We start from the raw sequence: 15,620 nt of genomic DNA, 5'->3' as shown, positions 1-15,620 counted from the left end.
AAAATAAACTATGTTTCTATGTGGTTAAAAAACTCGAAAATAGATGAATAAAAATATCCTGACCACTTCAAATTTAAGCATTGGTTACAGAACCAAAAATGCTGTAACGTCCATTGCTCAAAACCTCAACTTGAATTTACAGCAAGGAAAACTAATTGCATTAATTGGTGCTAACGGAATAGGAAAATCGACCTTGCTTCGAACAATTACTGGGATTCAGAAACCACTTGAAGGCACTGTTTATCTCAATGATAAAAAAGTAACCGATTACGAACCGCTAGAACTAGCTCAAAATCTAAGTATTGTTTTAACCGAAAAACTACCGCCAAGTAATCTGACTGTTTTCGAATTAGTCGCTTTGGGACGTCAACCTTATACCAATTGGATTGGAACTTTATCGGATGTCGATTCTGCCAAAATTAATGAAGCACTTGAACTGACCCAAATCAGTCATCTGGCCTCAAAAAAGCATTATGAAATCAGTGACGGGCAATTACAAAAAGTACTGGTGGCACGGGCTTTGGCACAAGATACTCCACTTATCATTTTAGACGAACCCACCACCCACTTGGATTTATTACACAAAGTGGCACTATTTAAATTGCTGAAAAGATTGACAAAGGAAACCAATAAATGTATTTTGTTTTCGACACACGATATTGATATGGCGATTCAATTGAGTGACGACATGATCCTTATGACACCGGAAACTATCATACAAGACGAACCTTGTAATTTGATTTCAAAAGGGAGTTTCGACACTATTTTCAAAGACGAACACATCTCGTTTGATTCTGAAAAAGGGAAGTTCGTGATTGTGTAATCCCCCCCCACCCCCTACGAAGCAGGGGTGGGGTGACGAAATTTGAAAATTGTGTGTAAACATTCAAAACTAAATATGAAATGCTTTTGAAAGCATAGGCTATAAACTGGGTTTGAAAGCTACGGCTGACCTTGGTATTGAAAACTGTAACCATTATAATCAAGATTGAACACTAATAAACTGAGCACTAATCGCTCCCTACTTTCCTTTTAATAAATTAATACTCACAGTAGCACTATTCGAATCTGGGAATCTTTTAAAGTACTGAGTGTCTGGATACAATCCTGCCTCGGCAGCGACTTTATGTAAAACGGGGATTTCCACTATATATTGATCAGAAAAACCATGGGTCGCATCATAAGCCGTCGCAGCTGTTTTACCAAGATTAGCGGCTGTTAGGCAAGGCGGAATAGTGTGCAATTCTATCACCAGGAGACCAAAATTCCTAACATAAGGAGACCATTTATTAAAATGCTCCACGAGATTATCTTCTACTAGATTATTACTCACTCGCTTTCCTCGATGCGCAAAAGATCCTGTGGACTGACTTACTCTGTCGTTCGAAATGTTTTTTGGTTCTTCCCAGATCCTGTTGTGGTCCAGAAAGGTTCTCACATTCAGTAAATCTTTTAAATCAATCCCGTAATTTTCCATTAAATCATCTGCTAGTAAGTCAGGACGACCGATGTCTCCCCAGATCACTTTAGCCCAAATATCAGCTTTAATCAAATTAGCCCTCGTTACTTTCAACGCTGCCTGATTATAGTCGGCACCTACCAAAAATAAAGGATATTCATCGAGAATTTTACCTCTCAAAGTTTGCCTTTCGATAACGGCGAAGACATGTTCTAAAAAAGCGCCATTTCCACAACCCATATCTAAAATTCCTTTTGGCTGGTCTTCTATTGGCAAATTAAATAATTTGATGATGATTTCATCGACTATTTTGAAATAGGTTTCATGTGCGCCACCGCTTCCCCAAACATTCATTTCCCTATCAACGTGAATTTCATCTTCGCCTTCGCCAATAGTCCTTAAAACAGCGGGATTACCAAAAAGCAAATCGTCCATTTTACTGAAAGTTGGTAGATAAGAAACCGTCACACCATAAGCGGCAGCCCTTTTGGCAAAAAACAACCCTGTTTCTGTAAATTGATAATTTCCTTTTTTTTGCGTAAACCAACCTAAATGAACAAAGAAATCCAAAATAATTTTGAAGTTTTCGGGCGACTTGTGAAATTCCTCCGGACGGAAAGATACCTCCATAAAATATTTATGAAACATGCCGCTCATTCCTAATCGCACTAATATGGGTCCCACCAAAACACCTTCAATATGCAATAATATCTGTTGTTGTATCTCTTTTTCTAATGGATCAACGGAAAGTTCGACCTCATAATTTCTTTTATATTTTTCGAAAATTACCTGTAACCGCCCAAAGGGAGCTTCTTCAATTAACCGAGGATGAAATTGCATCGAAAACTTCAATAAGTCCACTACGTCTTCATACAAATGAAATAGTGAAAAAGCCATTTTGCTTTTTTCTGTAATTGTAAATTTGATCTCGTCCGTTGCGTTATTGATATGATATTGCAGAAATCCTTGAGAACATAAAACGCGCAAGCCCACGTTGATGTAGCCTTCGTTAGCGCTAAAATGCGTCGTAATTTCCTTTAGACTAGCTTCTTTTCGATCTAGAATAAAAGCCAAAATTCCCTTTTTATGTAGTGAATATGCGACTGGCGCCGTCACTAAGCCATCTAAATGTCTGAAAATTGTACTGCGCAAAGAAGCTTTATCAATCATAAAAAGGAAGTTTTAAGATGAGTCATAATTGCAAAAAAAACAAAAGCGATACTCAAATATATAAAATTCCTCGCGAACTATAGCAGCACTAGATAATGCTTTATACTACGATATTACTTAAGTTGAATCTGCCTTTTGGCTTCGCCAATGACAAAAGCAACCGAATTAGCGATATTAAAGCTTCGTATCAAACTAGACATCGGAATTTTTAAATGATTTTCGAATTTAGCCAAAACTTCTTCACTCAATCCTTTGCTTTCTTTTCCAAAAACCAACCAGTCTCCATCTTGAAATTCGGTGTCCAAATAGGATTTCTCCGCATGGGAACTCATCAGAAAAACCCTGGACTTATCAGGAATTTGAGCGGTCCATTCCGCTACATTTTGATATTCGGTCACATCGAGATGTACCCAATAATCCAATCCGGAACGTTTGAGATTTTTGTCATTAATCACAAAACCAAAAGGATGAATCAGGTGTAATCTACTTTCGGTTCCCACACACAATCGGCCTATATTCCCTGTATTATTGGGGATTTCGGGTTCTACTAAAACGATGTTTAACATGCTATACTTTATTAAAAGATTGAAAAATTAAAAGATTGAAAAAATCACCTCAATACCTTTAAATTTCTATTTGAAAATCGGAGACTTCTTTAACTTCTCCAGCTTGTAAATCATTCAGATGTACATTACCAATTCGCACCCGAACCAATCGTAAGGTAGGAAAGCCTACGGCAGCAGTCATTTTTCGCACTTGGCGAAACTTTCCCTCATTGACAGTTATTGATGCCCAAGAAGTGGGGCCGTGTCGTTCGTCCCGTATTTTTTTTCCTCTAGTACCAAAATCGGGAATCTCAGTTATCAAAGACGCTTCACATTTTTTAGTGACATATTTTGTTCCGTTGAAACCTATCTCGACACCTGCCTTCATCTGGTCGATTGCTTCCTGATTAATTATACCATCGACCTGAACATAGTATTCTTTGTCCACTTTTTTAGACCGAATAATTTCGCTCATCTTTCCATCTGTAGTAAGGAGCAATAGTCCTTCTGAGTCTTCGTCTAAGCGACCAATGGCCATCGTTCCTGCAGGGAAATCATACAATTCGCCAAGCAATTTCTTTTTACGTTTCAGTTCATAGATAAATTGACTTAAGTAACCATAAGGTTTGTGAAGAATGAAATGCTGATGGGACATTGACTTTAATTAATTTTATAAAACGCAAAGATAGTGTTGTTTTGTTAGCATCTAAATATCTATCAGGTACATTTTAATAATCTAAACGCTATGTTAAATGATTTACTTTCTTCAGCAAAAAGCTGTATTATTATGGTTATAATTACAATCACTAAAATTTTAAATCATGGAAAATAAAGATCTAAATTCAAAAAATGAGTTCGATAAACAGAGTACCAATGAAGGTTTTAGCGGAAAATACGTGGCCGACAAAGACAAAGCGCAAGATTCGATTCTTACAAATGAAATAGAAATTGATGCTGAAGGAAATGAAACTATTGTACAAAGGGCACAAAATGTCGATGGATCCGTTGCGCATATTCCTGACGAAGACCGCAGTTGGAATGAAAACGAAAGCATGAGTAGAGGTGTTAACACTGAGGATGAAGCGATGAAAACAGTGGAGAATAAAGATCTCAACTCAGACATCACTGCAAATCGCTATCCTGCCTCGCATCCGGACAATCACAAGGATCGAGGAAACATGAAATCAGAGGATGAATAAAGTTTTTTCAGTCATTCGAAAAGCCAATAAGAACAATCGTTTTTATTGGCTTTTTCATTTTCTAATTAATAAGTTTAGTACTAAGATGTAATATTCCTTACTTTTACTTTTTACAGCAATCACTCTTTCTATGTCAAATATGTTTCCTTTTTTACTCTTGTTTATTATTGCATTGTCAATTGGTGTTTTCATTGGAAAACTCATTTACTCCGCCCGTTTTCAAACTGAAAAAATAAGCTTAGAAGAGCAACTCATTTCTTCTTCCTCTCAGTTTAACCAACTGAAAGAGCAATTTTTGAATGACAAAACTACTTTTGAAAGTCATTTAGAAAAAATTGCTAGAGAAAAGGAGATAATTCGAAATGAAAAAGACAGCTTGGCTATCCAGCTTTCTAAAAAGGAAGTCGATTTTGAAAATTTATGGGAACGAAACAAAGAGCAAAGAGACGAAGTAGAAAAACTGCAGCAAAAATTCACCAAAGAGTTTGAGAATCTTGCCAACAAAATATTAGACGAAAAATCGAATAAATTCACCGAGCAGAACAAGGAAAACATGAAAAACATCCTGTCCCCTTTGCAAGATAAAATTCAATTATTCGAAAAGAAAGTCGAAGATACCCACAAAGAAAGTATTGATTATCATGCGGCTTTACGCCAACAGATTTTAGGTTTGCAGCAAATGAATCTTCAGATGAGTAAGGAAACCATCAACTTGACTAAAGCTTTAAAGGGCGATAGTAAAATGCAAGGTAATTGGGGCGAACTAGTTCTGGAGAGAGTTTTAGAAAAATCAGGTTTAGAAAAAGGTCGGGAATATGAAGTGCAACAAAGCTTCACGACTGAGGATGGCAGCCGTGTTTTTCCTGACGTTGTAATCAATCTTCCTGATGGTAAAAAAATGATTGTCGATTCGAAAGTTTCACTGACCGCTTACGAGAAACACATCAACGAAGACGATGACGATTTAAAGAGAGCCTATCTAAAAGAGCACCTAAATTCGATCAAGCGTCACGTAGAACAACTGGGTAATAAAAACTATCAGGATTTATACCAAATAGAGAGTCCTGATTTTGTGCTGCTATTTATTCCTATCGAGCCTGCATTTGCAATGGCACTAAATGAGGACACGAGTTTGTACAATAAGGCATTTGAAAAAAATATTGTAATTGTAACTCCTGCTACCCTCCTAGCTACTTTACGAACCATTGACAGCATGTGGACCAACCAGAAGCAACAGGAAAACGCACTTGAAATTGCAAGGCAAGCTGGTGCTTTATATGATAAATTTGAAGGTTTTGTGGCTGATTTAATCAAAATTGGCAAGAAAATAGACGAAAGCAAAATGGAATATAGCGGTGCGATGAACAAACTTGTAGAAGGAAAAGGAAACTTGATCACCAGTGTTGAAAAACTAAAAAAAATGGGAGCAAAAGCAAAAAAATCGCTGCCCGAAAAAATCTTATCAAGAGCTGAGAAAGATGAAAACCAACGATTAAACTAAATTCCGATGAAAAAAATATCAATAATTTTGGGACTAGTACTTCTATTATCCATAATCAGCTATTTTACATTTATCTATTATGCTACTTACAGTGAAGGGATTCAATCTGGCCAACTAATTAAGTTTAGCCATAAAGGTGTGGCTTACAAAACCTGGGAAGGAGAAATAAGCCAAGGCATGTCTGGTGCACAAATTTTTGCTTTTTCGGTATTAGATAAAGACAAGCAAGTAATTAGCGACTTAAAAGATCTGGAAGGACAGTATGTTCGATTAACCTACATCGAGCGTTATAAAACATTCCCCTGGTGGGGCGAATCAAAATATTTTGTCATCGCCGTAAAAGAAAAAGAATCTCCATTTAAATCACATTAAACATGAATACCAGCTTCAAAACTGTTGCTTCGTCAAAAATCACGATATCCGAATTAATGTTGCCTTCGCACACCAATTTTAGCGGAAAAATACATGGTGGGTACATCCTGTCTCTACTCGATCAAATCGCATTTGCATGTGCATCTAAGTTTTCAGGAAATTATTGTGTAACAGCTTCTGTGGACACCGTAAACTTCCTAAAACCTATAGAAGTGGGCGAACTAGTCACGATGAAAGCCAGCGTGAATTATGTAGGTAAGAGTTCGATGATTATTGGTATCCGTGTCGAAGCTGAAAATATTCAAACAGGAGCAGTAAAGCATTGCAATTCCTCTTACTTTACCATGGTATCAAAAGACAAGGACGGTAAAAACGAAAAAGTACCAGGTCTTATTCTATCTAGTTTAGAAGAAGTACGCCGTTTTTGTAATTGCTTAAAACAAATTTCTTTGAAGAAAGAAAAAGATCGTCATGAGGAAAATTTTAATTATAGCTCAATCGAAACATTAGCGAGTTTAGAAAAGTATAATGTTTTAGTTGAATTAAAATAAAACCAACTTTTTGTAACTCCTATTAAAGCTTCATTCAGTACAGCAAACTTCAAAGAGTTATTAAATTCTTTGAAGTTTTTTTTGATGTTATTAGTATTCCATTTTTAGGAAAAACGCCTATTTTTTCGTAACTTTAAGTAGCATCAATCTGGTCACAAAATGAAAATACTTTTACTCCTATTGTCACTATTAACAGCATATATCATCAATGCACAAGAAAAACTAGCTACTACAAATAGTGAAGTTCTTTTTGAAGCATCTGTGCCTTTATTTGAGCCAATAAAAGCCGGGAATAAGAATGTTCATTGTGTTTTAAATACTAAGAAAGGAACGATTTTATTTACTGTGGATATCGAGAATTTTTCTTTCGAAAGAAGTTTAATGCAAGAGCATTTCAATAAAATTTATATGGAAAGCAGTAAATACCCCAAAGCTACTTTTAAAGGTTTAATAGAAAAATTTGATTTAAAAAATATTGCATCAGAAGCTACAGAATATTACATCAATGGGAAAATAAATTTACACGGCCAATCAAAAAACATTCGAGTTCCAGCCACAATTAAAAAAGTAGCAAACGGAATGGAGATAATCTCAAATTTTAATCTAAACACTGATGATTACAAGATCGAAATCCCTTACATCATTAGAAATAAAGTTTCAAAGAGTGTAAAAGTTTCGGTTAAATCTGTTTTATAATGGGTTTGATTGCCCAATAAAAAGTGAACAAAGTCGAACATTTACTCCGATATACAGATTTTTAAGGTTTCTTCTAAATTAGTATGTTTAAAATTAAATCCTACTTGCTTCACTTTAGCCGATGAAACTCTTCTTCCTGTCAACACTATTTTAGCCATTTCACCCATTGCCAATTTAATTAAGAACCCTGGAACATTAGGCAACCAGATTTTATAACCATACACTTTAGCTAATGCTTTTGAGAAACTGGCATTTGTAGTATTATCATTTATGGCTGCATTATAAGGCCCTGACATGTTTATATTGTTAATCGCTTCGAGATAGATGCCGCACAAGTCTTCTACGTGAATCCATGGCATATACTGTTTTCCAGAACCCAGTGCAGAACCCAATCTCCATTTAAAAATAGGTGTTAGTTTATTTAAAAAGCCATCATTTTCCCCTAAGACTAAACCAGTGCGAACTTTCACTGTACGAATTCCTAATTTTTCAAATTGATCTGCTGCGGCTTCCCATTTTTGACAAGTAAGACCTAAGAAATCATCGCCTAGAGCGGATTCCTCCGTACAAACTTCCTCTCCATTTACTGCCCCATAAATACCAATCGCCGATGCAGAAATAAACGCGTCTAATTTTTTATCATTCTTTTTTAAAACAGAATATAGTAACTGAGCAGACTGCTGCCGACTATTAATTATTTCCTCTTTTCGTTTGGCAGTCCAAGGCTTTTCAGCAATATTTGCTCCTGCCAAATGAATAATATAATCTGCATTTAGTACAGCTTCCTTCTCTATAGTTTGCTTTTGCACATCCCAAGTATAGTAAAAAATAGATGCAGTATTTTCTTGCTTACTTCTACTGAGTATAGAAACGGAAAAACCACCATCTATCAAAACTTTAGTTAAATGCTTCCCTACAAATCCAGTACCTCCTGTGAGCAATACATTCTTTTTCATAACCTTTATTTTATAATTCAAACTCGCTTTTCCAAAGGTACATAATAATTTTTGTTTAACTTTATGATTATTTCGTTAAACATTCATTATCTTTATACTCTAATTTTTTAAATAATTAAAAATGACAATGAAGAAAACTAAAGTTACAAAAGAAAAAATAGTTTCCCTGTATATGAATTATGTTTTAGAAAATGGCGAAAAACCAAAATCTGTCTATCTTTTCGCAAAACTTAACGATTTTACGGAAACAGAGTTTTATGCCTTTTTCGGAACTATCGAAAGCGTAGAAAAAGAAATTTTTAAAATGTTTTTAGAAATGACAGTAGAATTGCTTCATAAAGATGAAAACTACGCCGATTATGATATGAAATCTAAAATGCTGAGTTTCTACTTTACCTTTTTCGAATTACTGACGGCCAACAGAAGTTATGTGACCATGAGTTTAAGGGAGCATGGAAATCAGCTGAAAAATCTAATACAACTTTCGAGTCTGAGAACAAGTTTTAAAAAGTATGTTGCCGAAATTATTACAGACGACTATTTAATTAAGCAAGAAAAAATTCAGGACTTTCAGAAAAAAGCAATTCAGGAAAGCGCATGGATTCAATTATTATTAACACTCAAGTTCTGGTTAGAAGATGAATCTCCAGCATTTGAAAAAACAGATATCTACATCGAAAAATCGGTAAAACTGAGTTTCGAATTAATGAACATTGCACCAATAGATAGTTTAATTGACTTTGGAAAATTTATTTTCAAAGAAAAAGTACAAAACAAATAATGAAAACAATCGATTATATTCCAACGTCAAAAATTGAGAGAGCCACAAAACTGGTTCAAACCGGAGCAAAAGTAGGTGTGAATTACCTTAAATATTACGGTGAAAAAATAGTTAATTCTGATTTGACCCGTGACAAATTAAATGAAGACAATGCCGAAGATATTTATGACGGCTTAAAAAGTCTAAAAGGAAGCGCCTTAAAAGTAGCGCAGATGCTAAGTATGGATAAGAATTTCCTACCACAAGCTTATGTGGAGAAATTTTCACTGTCTCAATTTTCTGTTCCCCCACTTTCGGCTCCTTTAGTATTAAAAACTTTCAAAAATAATTTTGGTAAAACGCCTTATGAAATTTTTGATGAGTTCAACGCTAATTCGGTTAATGCAGCGAGTATCGGTCAGGTACATTTGGCGGTAAAAAACAATAAAAAACTAGCGGTAAAAATTCAATATCCTGGAGTTGCAAACAGCATCTCTTCTGATTTGGCCTTGGTAAAACCTATAGCGATCAGAATGTTTAACCTGCAAGGAAAAGACTCTGATAAATACTTTAAAGAAGTAGAAGACAAACTAATTGAAGAAACCAACTATTTATTGGAACTAAAGCAAAGCCAAGAAGTAGTTGATGCTTGTAGAAAAATAGAAAACCTTGTTTTTCCTGAGTACTATCCTGAATATTCTTCAGAGAAGATTATTACTATGGACTGGATGACTGGCGTACATTTATCAGAATTTAAAAATACCGATCCAATAATTGCAAATAAAATAGGTCAGGCTTTATGGGATTTTTATATGTATCAAATCCATGTTTTGAAAAAAGTACATGCTGACCCACATCCCGGAAATTTTTTAATAAACGATAAGAATGAACTAATTGCCCTTGATTTTGGATGTATGAAAAGCATCCCAAATGAGTTTTACGTTCCCTATTTTGAATTGATCGATCCAAATGTAATAGACAATGCGGCGCTATTTAGAGAAAAATTATTTGAATTAGAAATCCTGAGAGTGGATGATTCAAAAGAAGAAATAGAATATTTCACCGCCATGTTTTATGATCTATTGTCCTTATTTACAAAACCGTTTCAGGAAGCAACTTTCGATTTTTCGAATGAAGAATTCTTTGAAAATATAGCCAGCCTTGGAGAACGTTTTGCAAATGACACCAACCTTAAAAAGATGAATGGCAATAGAGGATCCAAACATTTCATCTATATGAATCGTACCTTCTTTGGACTTTATAATTTGATGTTTGATTTAAAAGCGAAAATTACAGTCACTGAATATTTAAAATACTAAGCATGACAGAACTTCATTTATCTGATTTAGAAAAAGATCGAGTGATCGAAATGGCCTGGGAAGACAGAACGACATTTGACGCCATTTTACTTCAATTTGGACTAAAAGAACAGCAAGTAATAGAACTAATGCGGGTCGAACTCAAATTGAGCAGTTTTAGAAGATGGCGTAAAAGAGTTCAGGGCCGAAAAACAAAACATGAAAAACTTCGTGATTTTAAAGAAGGCCGCTTTAAATGCAGCAGGCAAAGACAAATCAACAATAATAAAATATCAAAAAGATAAACCAAAAATAATTTTCGAATGAAAAACATAGTTATAATAGGTGGAAGTAAAGGTATTGGGAATGCTATTTTAATGCAGCAATTAGAAACGAACCGAGTTTACAATATCAGTAGAACGGCACCGGAAGTTGCGCATGAAAATCTAAGCCATCATTCAATAAACATTCTGACAGATGAATTACCTGAAATAGAAAACATAGATACTTTAATCTACTGTCCAGGTTCTATCAATTTAAAACCAATAGGCAGTTTAAGTATCGCTGATTTTAGAAATGATTTTGAAATCAACGTTATTGGAGCGGTAAAAACAATTCAGAAATATTTACCAGTTTTAAAGAAAGGAACAAACCCATCAATTCTTTTGTTTAGTACCGTTGCGGTAAAACTGGGAATGCCTTTTCACGCGAGTATTGCAACTGCAAAAGCGGGAGTGGAAGGTCTCCTGAAATCTCTGGGAGCAGAGTTAGCTTCGACCGTTCGAATAAATGCCATTGCTCCTACTATTACTGAAACTACACTCTCCGCAAATATTCTAAGAAATGATCGAATGAAGGAAAATATGATAGAACGCCACCCCATGAAAAGTTACTTAAAACCAGAAGAAGTAGCGGAAATGGCAAATTTCCTGATTTCAGAAAAAGCCAAATCGATGTCAGGTCAGATTTTTGAAATGGACTACGGAATGGTAAGCTTTAAATTGTAAAATAACGAACAAATAAGTAAAAACATGATAGTAAAAGAAACTAAAAATTACGAAAAAGTAGAGCAATATAATGTGGAAGTCACAGAAGTAATCGCTGAAAATTATAAATCAATTATTACTAATTTAGGTGAAGATGTACATCGCGAAGGTATTTTAAATACGCCTGTTAGAGCTGCTAAAGCAATGCAATATTTAACGCATGGCTACCAACTGGATCCATTAGAAATTTTAAAATCAGCTATGTTTACAGAGGATCATAAACACATGATTATCGTAAAAGATATTGAAGTGTACTCTATGTGTGAACATCATATGTTACCATTTTTTGGAAAAGCACATATTGCTTACATTCCAAATGGAAAAATTGTGGGACTTAGCAAGATTCCAAGAATTGTCGATGCTTTTGCCAGAAGAATGCAGGTACAAGAAAGATTAACAGATCAAATAAAAAATTGCATACAAGACGCCTTAAATCCATTAGGTGTAGCTGTAGTAATTGAAGCGCAGCACATGTGCATGCAAATGAGAGGAATTCAAAAACAAAATTCAGTTACTACAACCTCATCATTTACCGGCGCTTTTGAAAAAGACAAAACTAGAAAAGAGTTTATTAGCCTGATTTCTAATAAATTTAGTTAAATTTAATACTAAAAATAAGATCTATGAAAATTCTCTTAACAGGCGCAACAGGTTACATTGGAAAACGACTTCTACCTATTTTAATTGGGCAAGGTCATGATGTTATTTGTTGCGTGAGAGATAAAAATAGATTTTTTATCCCAAAAGAATTCGAAAAAAACATCGCTGTAATTGAAGTCGATTTTTTAAAGGAAGAAACATTAGAAAATATTCCTAATGATATTGATGCTGGTTACTACCTTATTCATTCCATGGCAAGTTCAAAGGACAATTATGATGAACTAGAAAGTACTTCAGCTACCAATTTTGTGAATAGGATAAACAATACTGATGCTAAACAAGTCATTTACCTAACCGGGATTGTCAATGATGATGCTCTTTCTAAACATCTGTCGTCCAGAAAAAATGTGGAAAATATTTTAAACACTGGAACTTTTGCATTAACAGCGCTAAGAGCAGGAATTATTGTGGGTTCAGGAAGCGCTTCATTTGAAATCATTAGAGATTTGGTACTGAAGCTCCCACTTATGATTACCCCAAAATGGCTTAATACCAGATGCCAGCCTATTGCGATCCGTAATGTCCTCGAATTCTTATCAAAGTCTTTATTAAATCCATTGACATACAAACAAAACTTTGATATTGGCGGGCCGGATATACTTACTTATAAGGAAATGTTATTGGGTTTTGCCAAGGCTAAAAATTTAAAAAGATGGATTTACACCGTGCCATTAATGACTCCAAAACTATCGTCGTATTGGCTTTATTTTGTTACTTCTACCTCCTATAAATTAGCTTCGGCATTAGTAAGCAGTATGAAAGTTGAAGTAGTTTGCAGAGACACCAGAATAAATGAATTACTTGATGTAAAACCTATGTCATACAAGGATGCACTGTCTCTTGCTTTAATTAAAGTTGGTGAAGACAAAGTGGCTTCCAGCTGGAAAGATTCCTTAGCCAGCGGTAGGTTTAGCAGTAGTATTTCAGAATACCTTACCATTCCAAAAGAAGATTGCTTTATTGACAGTCGAAAAAAAGAACTAGTCGATCGAGATTATACCGTTGATAAAATTTGGTCTTTAGGAGGTGAAACTGGATGGTATTATGGCGATTGGCTCTGGGGAATTCGGGGTTTTATAGACAAACTTTTTGGAGGTGTTGGTTCTCGAAGAGGAAGAACAAACAGACATGAGATCCACACTGGAGATGTTTTGGACTTTTGGCGGGTTTTGTATGCCAATAAAGAAGAAGGCAAACTAGTCTTATATGCTGAAATGAAACTACCTGGACAAGCTTGGCTCGAATTCAAAATTCTTGACAACAATTTAATTCAAACAGCAACCTTTAAACCAAAAGGAATCTGGGGAAAATTATATTGGTATTCTGTTTTGCCTTTTCATGGTTTTATTTTTAATGGAATGTTGAATGAGTTGATAAAATAAATGTCTTTTTTTTAATAATACAATAAAACATAACCACAAACTTCTCATTCTGACAAAGGAAGAATCTCATCAAACGCCTCCCGTAATTAGGATTCCTCCTTCGTCGGAATGAAAAAAGAAGATTATTTCAATATTCCTACTTTATAAGTCGCTATAGCTCTGTCTCTAGCGAAAGCATGTTCCACCATAGGTTGTCCGTAACCTAAATTAAATTCAGGAATCCATTTCCTAATATAAATTCCTTTTTCGTCAAATTTTTTCAGTTGAATTTCAGGATTGAAAACCCTAAAATAAGGTGCTGCATCGCAACCAGTTCCAGCTGCCCATTGCCAATTCCCAACATTGGACGCCATCTCATAATCCAATAACTTTTCGGCAAAATAAGCTTCGCCCCACTGCCATTGAATCAATAAATGTTTGCACAGAAAACTTGCTACAACCATGCGCACTCGATTGTGCATATAACCCGTTTCATTCAATTGTCTCATACCGGCATCCACCATGGGGTAGCCTGTAGTTCCGGAACACCAGCGCTTGAAGTCTTCTTCATTGTTACGCCATTGAATTCCATCATAGGCTGATTTAAAATTATGCGTTACCTCTCTTGGAAAATTAAAGAGGATTTGCATAAAAAACTCCCGCCATATCAATTCGCTTAAGAAAACAGCATTTGTTTTTGCTGCCCAATTGACCATCTTTCGAACACTAATGGTTCCAAAACGCAAATGTGGTGATAAATAAGATGTGCCATCAACTGCCGGAAAATCTCGTATTTCTTGGTATTTCGAAATTAAATCTAAAGTATAAGGCTTTACTTTGATGAAATTATCGACAAATCCTATTTCCTTTAAGGATGGAAAAGCGAAGGCAGATTGGTGGAAATTTGAAAAGTTATCTGATGTTACATATTCGCGAACTGTGCCAACAGAATTGTATTTTTCCAGCCATTTGTTTTTAAATGGTGTATAAATCGTGTACGGCAATCCATCCGCTTTTGTGATTTCTTTTTCTTCGAAAATAACTTGGTCTTTATAGGAAAACGGAACGATGTTTTCACTTACTAAAAGTTCACAAATATCCTGATCTCTTTTTATGGCATAGGGCTCATAGTCTTTATTGAAGAAAACTTCCATGATATCAAATTGTTGAATAAGGTCCTTCCAAACGGCTGTAGTTTCTCCCTTTTTTATTAAAAACGAACTTCCTATTTCTTTTAATTCCTGATTAATCCCTTCTAATGATTCGTGTATAAAACCTACTCTTGCATCGTTTTTGGGCAAACTATCTAAAATAAAATCATCAAAAATAAATAATGGAATTACAGGATATTTAGATTCCAAAGCATAGAACAGCCCAATATTATCTTCCAAACGTAAATCACGTCTAAACCAAAAAAAAGAAACAGCAATTTTATTCATTATTTAGAATTGAAGATTTCATTTACCTTTTTCACTCTATATTCAAAGATTTCTTTTAATTTATTCTTTACTATTAGGCTGTTCATTATTCTGCCTAAAAAACCCAACGGCAAAGCATAATGAACGAGATCTGTCATTTTTGTACCGTTTTCAGTAGCTTCAAAAAAGTGTTTGTGATGCCAAAGAGAATAGGGTCCAAAACGTTGTTCATCTATAAAATAGCTATTTTCTTTTACAAAGGTAATTTCGGTCACCCAGGGTAATTTTAAACCTAAAAGCGGTGAAACCTTATACTGGATAATTTGTCCAGCATACATGGATTTATTATCAAAATCCGTGATTTGGAATCCCATCGTTTCGGGAGTTATTTTTTGTAAATTCCTAGGACTAGAAAAAAACTTCCAGCATTCCTCAACTGTAGCATTTACATGCTGCACCGTTTCTTTTTTATATACTTTCATAGTTTTTATTCGATTTAAATGTTGTCTTCACAACTATATTTCGTTTGGAAATTTCCCCGAAGTTTCGGGCAAAATGTTATTGACCTCGTTCTAAAAATGAGATCATAAAAGCGGCAGTGTAACGTAAAACATTGATAAAAAACCAG

General features: G+C 34.9%; 18 protein-coding genes. 12 read left to right on the top strand and 6 right to left on the bottom strand.

The genetic code is table 11. The annotated features are described in order from the left end of the window. Positions 1-43 precede the first annotated feature (43 nt). A complete protein-coding gene (locus FQU23_RS13350; protein ID WP_147674266.1) occupies positions 44-823 on the top strand; it encodes an ABC transporter ATP-binding protein in 780 nt (259 codons plus the stop codon). Positions 824-1,021: 198 nt separating this feature from the next. Here FQU23_RS13350 and FQU23_RS13345 read toward each other — a convergent pair whose 3' ends face one another. From FQU23_RS13345 to FQU23_RS13335, 3 genes are all read right to left on the bottom strand, one after another. After that, entirely contained in the window at positions 1,022-2,629 is a 1,608-nt protein-coding gene (locus FQU23_RS13345) for a class I SAM-dependent methyltransferase (RefSeq protein WP_147674265.1), read from the bottom strand. Between the two features lie 113 nt (positions 2,630-2,742). Further along, positions 2,743-3,195: a tRNA (cytidine(34)-2'-O)-methyltransferase gene (locus FQU23_RS13340; RefSeq protein ID WP_147674264.1), complete on the bottom strand. Its 453-nt coding sequence runs from the start codon at positions 3,193-3,195 to the stop codon at positions 2,743-2,745. Positions 3,196-3,253: 58 nt separating this feature from the next. Then, positions 3,254-3,829, bottom strand: a complete 576-nt coding sequence (locus FQU23_RS13335; protein ID WP_147674263.1) for a pseudouridine synthase — start codon at positions 3,827-3,829, stop codon at positions 3,254-3,256. A gap of 166 nt (positions 3,830-3,995) precedes the next feature. Between FQU23_RS13335 and FQU23_RS13330 the strand changes: the two genes are divergently transcribed. The 5 genes from FQU23_RS13330 to FQU23_RS13310 all read left to right on the top strand — a co-directional run bounded on the left by FQU23_RS13330 (position 3,996) and on the right by FQU23_RS13310 (position 7,493). Next, positions 3,996-4,373, top strand: a complete 378-nt coding sequence (locus tag FQU23_RS13330) for a hypothetical protein (protein WP_147674262.1) — start codon at positions 3,996-3,998, stop codon at positions 4,371-4,373. A gap of 130 nt (positions 4,374-4,503) precedes the next feature. Next, positions 4,504-5,874, top strand: a complete 1,371-nt coding sequence (gene rmuC / locus FQU23_RS13325) for a DNA recombination protein RmuC (protein WP_147674261.1) — start codon at positions 4,504-4,506, stop codon at positions 5,872-5,874. A gap of 6 nt (positions 5,875-5,880) precedes the next feature. Next, on the top strand, positions 5,881-6,246 hold the full coding sequence (locus FQU23_RS13320; RefSeq protein WP_147674260.1) for a 6-phosphogluconate dehydrogenase: 366 nt from the start codon (positions 5,881-5,883) through the stop codon (positions 6,244-6,246). A 2-nt stretch (positions 6,247-6,248) separates the two neighbouring features. Further along, a complete protein-coding gene (locus tag FQU23_RS13315; RefSeq protein ID WP_147674259.1) occupies positions 6,249-6,797 on the top strand; it encodes an acyl-CoA thioesterase in 549 nt (182 codons plus the stop codon). 159 nt (positions 6,798-6,956) lie between these two features. Further along, positions 6,957-7,493, top strand: coding sequence for a YceI family protein (locus FQU23_RS13310; RefSeq protein WP_147674258.1), 537 nt, complete (start codon positions 6,957-6,959; stop codon positions 7,491-7,493). 41 nt (positions 7,494-7,534) lie between these two features. On the opposite strand, the gene FQU23_RS13305 is transcribed toward FQU23_RS13310, so the two are convergent. Beyond that, complete coding sequence (locus FQU23_RS13305; RefSeq protein ID WP_147674257.1) at positions 7,535-8,449, bottom strand: TIGR01777 family oxidoreductase; 915 nt, start codon at positions 8,447-8,449, stop codon at positions 7,535-7,537. A 121-nt stretch (positions 8,450-8,570) separates the two neighbouring features. On the opposite strand from FQU23_RS13305, the gene FQU23_RS13300 reads away from it, so the two are divergent. The 6 genes from FQU23_RS13300 to FQU23_RS13275 are packed head-to-tail and all read left to right on the top strand — an operon-like array spanning position 8,571 to position 13,595. Next, complete coding sequence (locus FQU23_RS13300) at positions 8,571-9,230, top strand: TetR family transcriptional regulator C-terminal domain-containing protein (protein WP_147674256.1); 660 nt, start codon at positions 8,571-8,573, stop codon at positions 9,228-9,230. Continuing rightward, a complete protein-coding gene (locus FQU23_RS13295) occupies positions 9,230-10,528 on the top strand; it encodes an ABC1 kinase family protein (RefSeq protein WP_132111551.1) in 1,299 nt (432 codons plus the stop codon). Before FQU23_RS13300 ends, FQU23_RS13295 begins: the two co-directional genes overlap by 1 nt. 2 nt (positions 10,529-10,530) lie before the next feature. Next, on the top strand, positions 10,531-10,812 hold the full coding sequence (locus FQU23_RS13290) for a TIGR03643 family protein (protein WP_147674255.1): 282 nt from the start codon (positions 10,531-10,533) through the stop codon (positions 10,810-10,812). An 18-nt stretch (positions 10,813-10,830) separates the two neighbouring features. Beyond that, the gene (locus tag FQU23_RS13285) at positions 10,831-11,514 is read left to right on the top strand and encodes an SDR family NAD(P)-dependent oxidoreductase (protein ID WP_147674254.1); all 684 of its coding nucleotides are present in this window, start codon (positions 10,831-10,833) and stop codon (positions 11,512-11,514) included. 24 nt (positions 11,515-11,538) lie between these two features. Further along, positions 11,539-12,153 carry a GTP cyclohydrolase I FolE gene (gene folE / locus FQU23_RS13280; RefSeq protein WP_147674253.1) on the top strand — a complete coding sequence of 205 codons (615 nt, stop codon included), beginning with the start codon at positions 11,539-11,541 and terminating at the stop codon, positions 12,151-12,153. Between the two features lie 23 nt (positions 12,154-12,176). Beyond that, positions 12,177-13,595: an SDR family oxidoreductase gene (locus tag FQU23_RS13275; RefSeq protein ID WP_147674252.1), complete on the top strand. Its 1,419-nt coding sequence runs from the start codon at positions 12,177-12,179 to the stop codon at positions 13,593-13,595. A gap of 122 nt (positions 13,596-13,717) precedes the next feature. Here FQU23_RS13275 and FQU23_RS13270 read toward each other — a convergent pair whose 3' ends face one another. Then, positions 13,718-15,013 carry a cryptochrome/photolyase family protein gene (locus tag FQU23_RS13270; protein ID WP_147674251.1) on the bottom strand — a complete coding sequence of 432 codons (1,296 nt, stop codon included), beginning with the start codon at positions 15,011-15,013 and terminating at the stop codon, positions 13,718-13,720. Further along, complete coding sequence (locus tag FQU23_RS13265; protein ID WP_147674250.1) at positions 15,013-15,474, bottom strand: SRPBCC family protein; 462 nt, start codon at positions 15,472-15,474, stop codon at positions 15,013-15,015. Before FQU23_RS13265 ends, FQU23_RS13270 begins: the two co-directional genes overlap by 1 nt. Between the last annotated feature and the right edge of the window lie 146 nt (positions 15,475-15,620).

It is taken from the genome of Flavobacterium sp. XN-5 (genome assembly GCF_008033395.2).
GTDB lineage: Bacteria > Bacteroidota > Bacteroidia > Flavobacteriales > Flavobacteriaceae > Flavobacterium > Flavobacterium hiemivividum.
Note: the sequence above shows the minus strand (reverse complement) of the source record. Positions and strands in the feature narration are given on the sequence as shown.

What these genes read in the sequence shown, in the direction of transcription:
- FQU23_RS13350 (WP_147674266.1), top strand. Translation starts at nt 44, where the DNA reads ATGAATAAAAATATCCTGACCACTTCAAATTTAAGCATTGGTTACAGA.
- FQU23_RS13345 (WP_147674265.1), bottom strand. Translation starts at nt 2,629, where the DNA reads ATGATTGATAAAGCTTCTTTGCGCAGTACAATTTTCAGACATTTAGAT.
- FQU23_RS13340 (WP_147674264.1), bottom strand. Translation starts at nt 3,195, where the DNA reads ATGTTAAACATCGTTTTAGTAGAACCCGAAATCCCCAATAATACAGGG.
- FQU23_RS13335 (WP_147674263.1), bottom strand. Translation starts at nt 3,829, where the DNA reads ATGTCCCATCAGCATTTCATTCTTCACAAACCTTATGGTTACTTAAGT.
- FQU23_RS13330 (WP_147674262.1), top strand. Translation starts at nt 3,996, where the DNA reads ATGGAAAATAAAGATCTAAATTCAAAAAATGAGTTCGATAAACAGAGT.
- rmuC (WP_147674261.1), top strand. Translation starts at nt 4,504, where the DNA reads ATGTCAAATATGTTTCCTTTTTTACTCTTGTTTATTATTGCATTGTCA.
- FQU23_RS13320 (WP_147674260.1), top strand. Translation starts at nt 5,881, where the DNA reads ATGAAAAAAATATCAATAATTTTGGGACTAGTACTTCTATTATCCATA.
- FQU23_RS13315 (WP_147674259.1), top strand. Translation starts at nt 6,249, where the DNA reads ATGAATACCAGCTTCAAAACTGTTGCTTCGTCAAAAATCACGATATCC.
- FQU23_RS13310 (WP_147674258.1), top strand. Translation starts at nt 6,957, where the DNA reads ATGAAAATACTTTTACTCCTATTGTCACTATTAACAGCATATATCATC.
- FQU23_RS13305 (WP_147674257.1), bottom strand. Translation starts at nt 8,449, where the DNA reads ATGAAAAAGAATGTATTGCTCACAGGAGGTACTGGATTTGTAGGGAAG.
- FQU23_RS13300 (WP_147674256.1), top strand. Translation starts at nt 8,571, where the DNA reads ATGACAATGAAGAAAACTAAAGTTACAAAAGAAAAAATAGTTTCCCTG.
- FQU23_RS13295 (WP_132111551.1), top strand. Translation starts at nt 9,230, where the DNA reads ATGAAAACAATCGATTATATTCCAACGTCAAAAATTGAGAGAGCCACA.
- FQU23_RS13290 (WP_147674255.1), top strand. Translation starts at nt 10,531, where the DNA reads ATGACAGAACTTCATTTATCTGATTTAGAAAAAGATCGAGTGATCGAA.
- FQU23_RS13285 (WP_147674254.1), top strand. Translation starts at nt 10,831, where the DNA reads ATGAAAAACATAGTTATAATAGGTGGAAGTAAAGGTATTGGGAATGCT.
- folE (WP_147674253.1), top strand. Translation starts at nt 11,539, where the DNA reads ATGATAGTAAAAGAAACTAAAAATTACGAAAAAGTAGAGCAATATAAT.
- FQU23_RS13275 (WP_147674252.1), top strand. Translation starts at nt 12,177, where the DNA reads ATGAAAATTCTCTTAACAGGCGCAACAGGTTACATTGGAAAACGACTT.
- FQU23_RS13270 (WP_147674251.1), bottom strand. Translation starts at nt 15,013, where the DNA reads ATGAATAAAATTGCTGTTTCTTTTTTTTGGTTTAGACGTGATTTACGT.
- FQU23_RS13265 (WP_147674250.1), bottom strand. Translation starts at nt 15,474, where the DNA reads ATGAAAGTATATAAAAAAGAAACGGTGCAGCATGTAAATGCTACAGTT.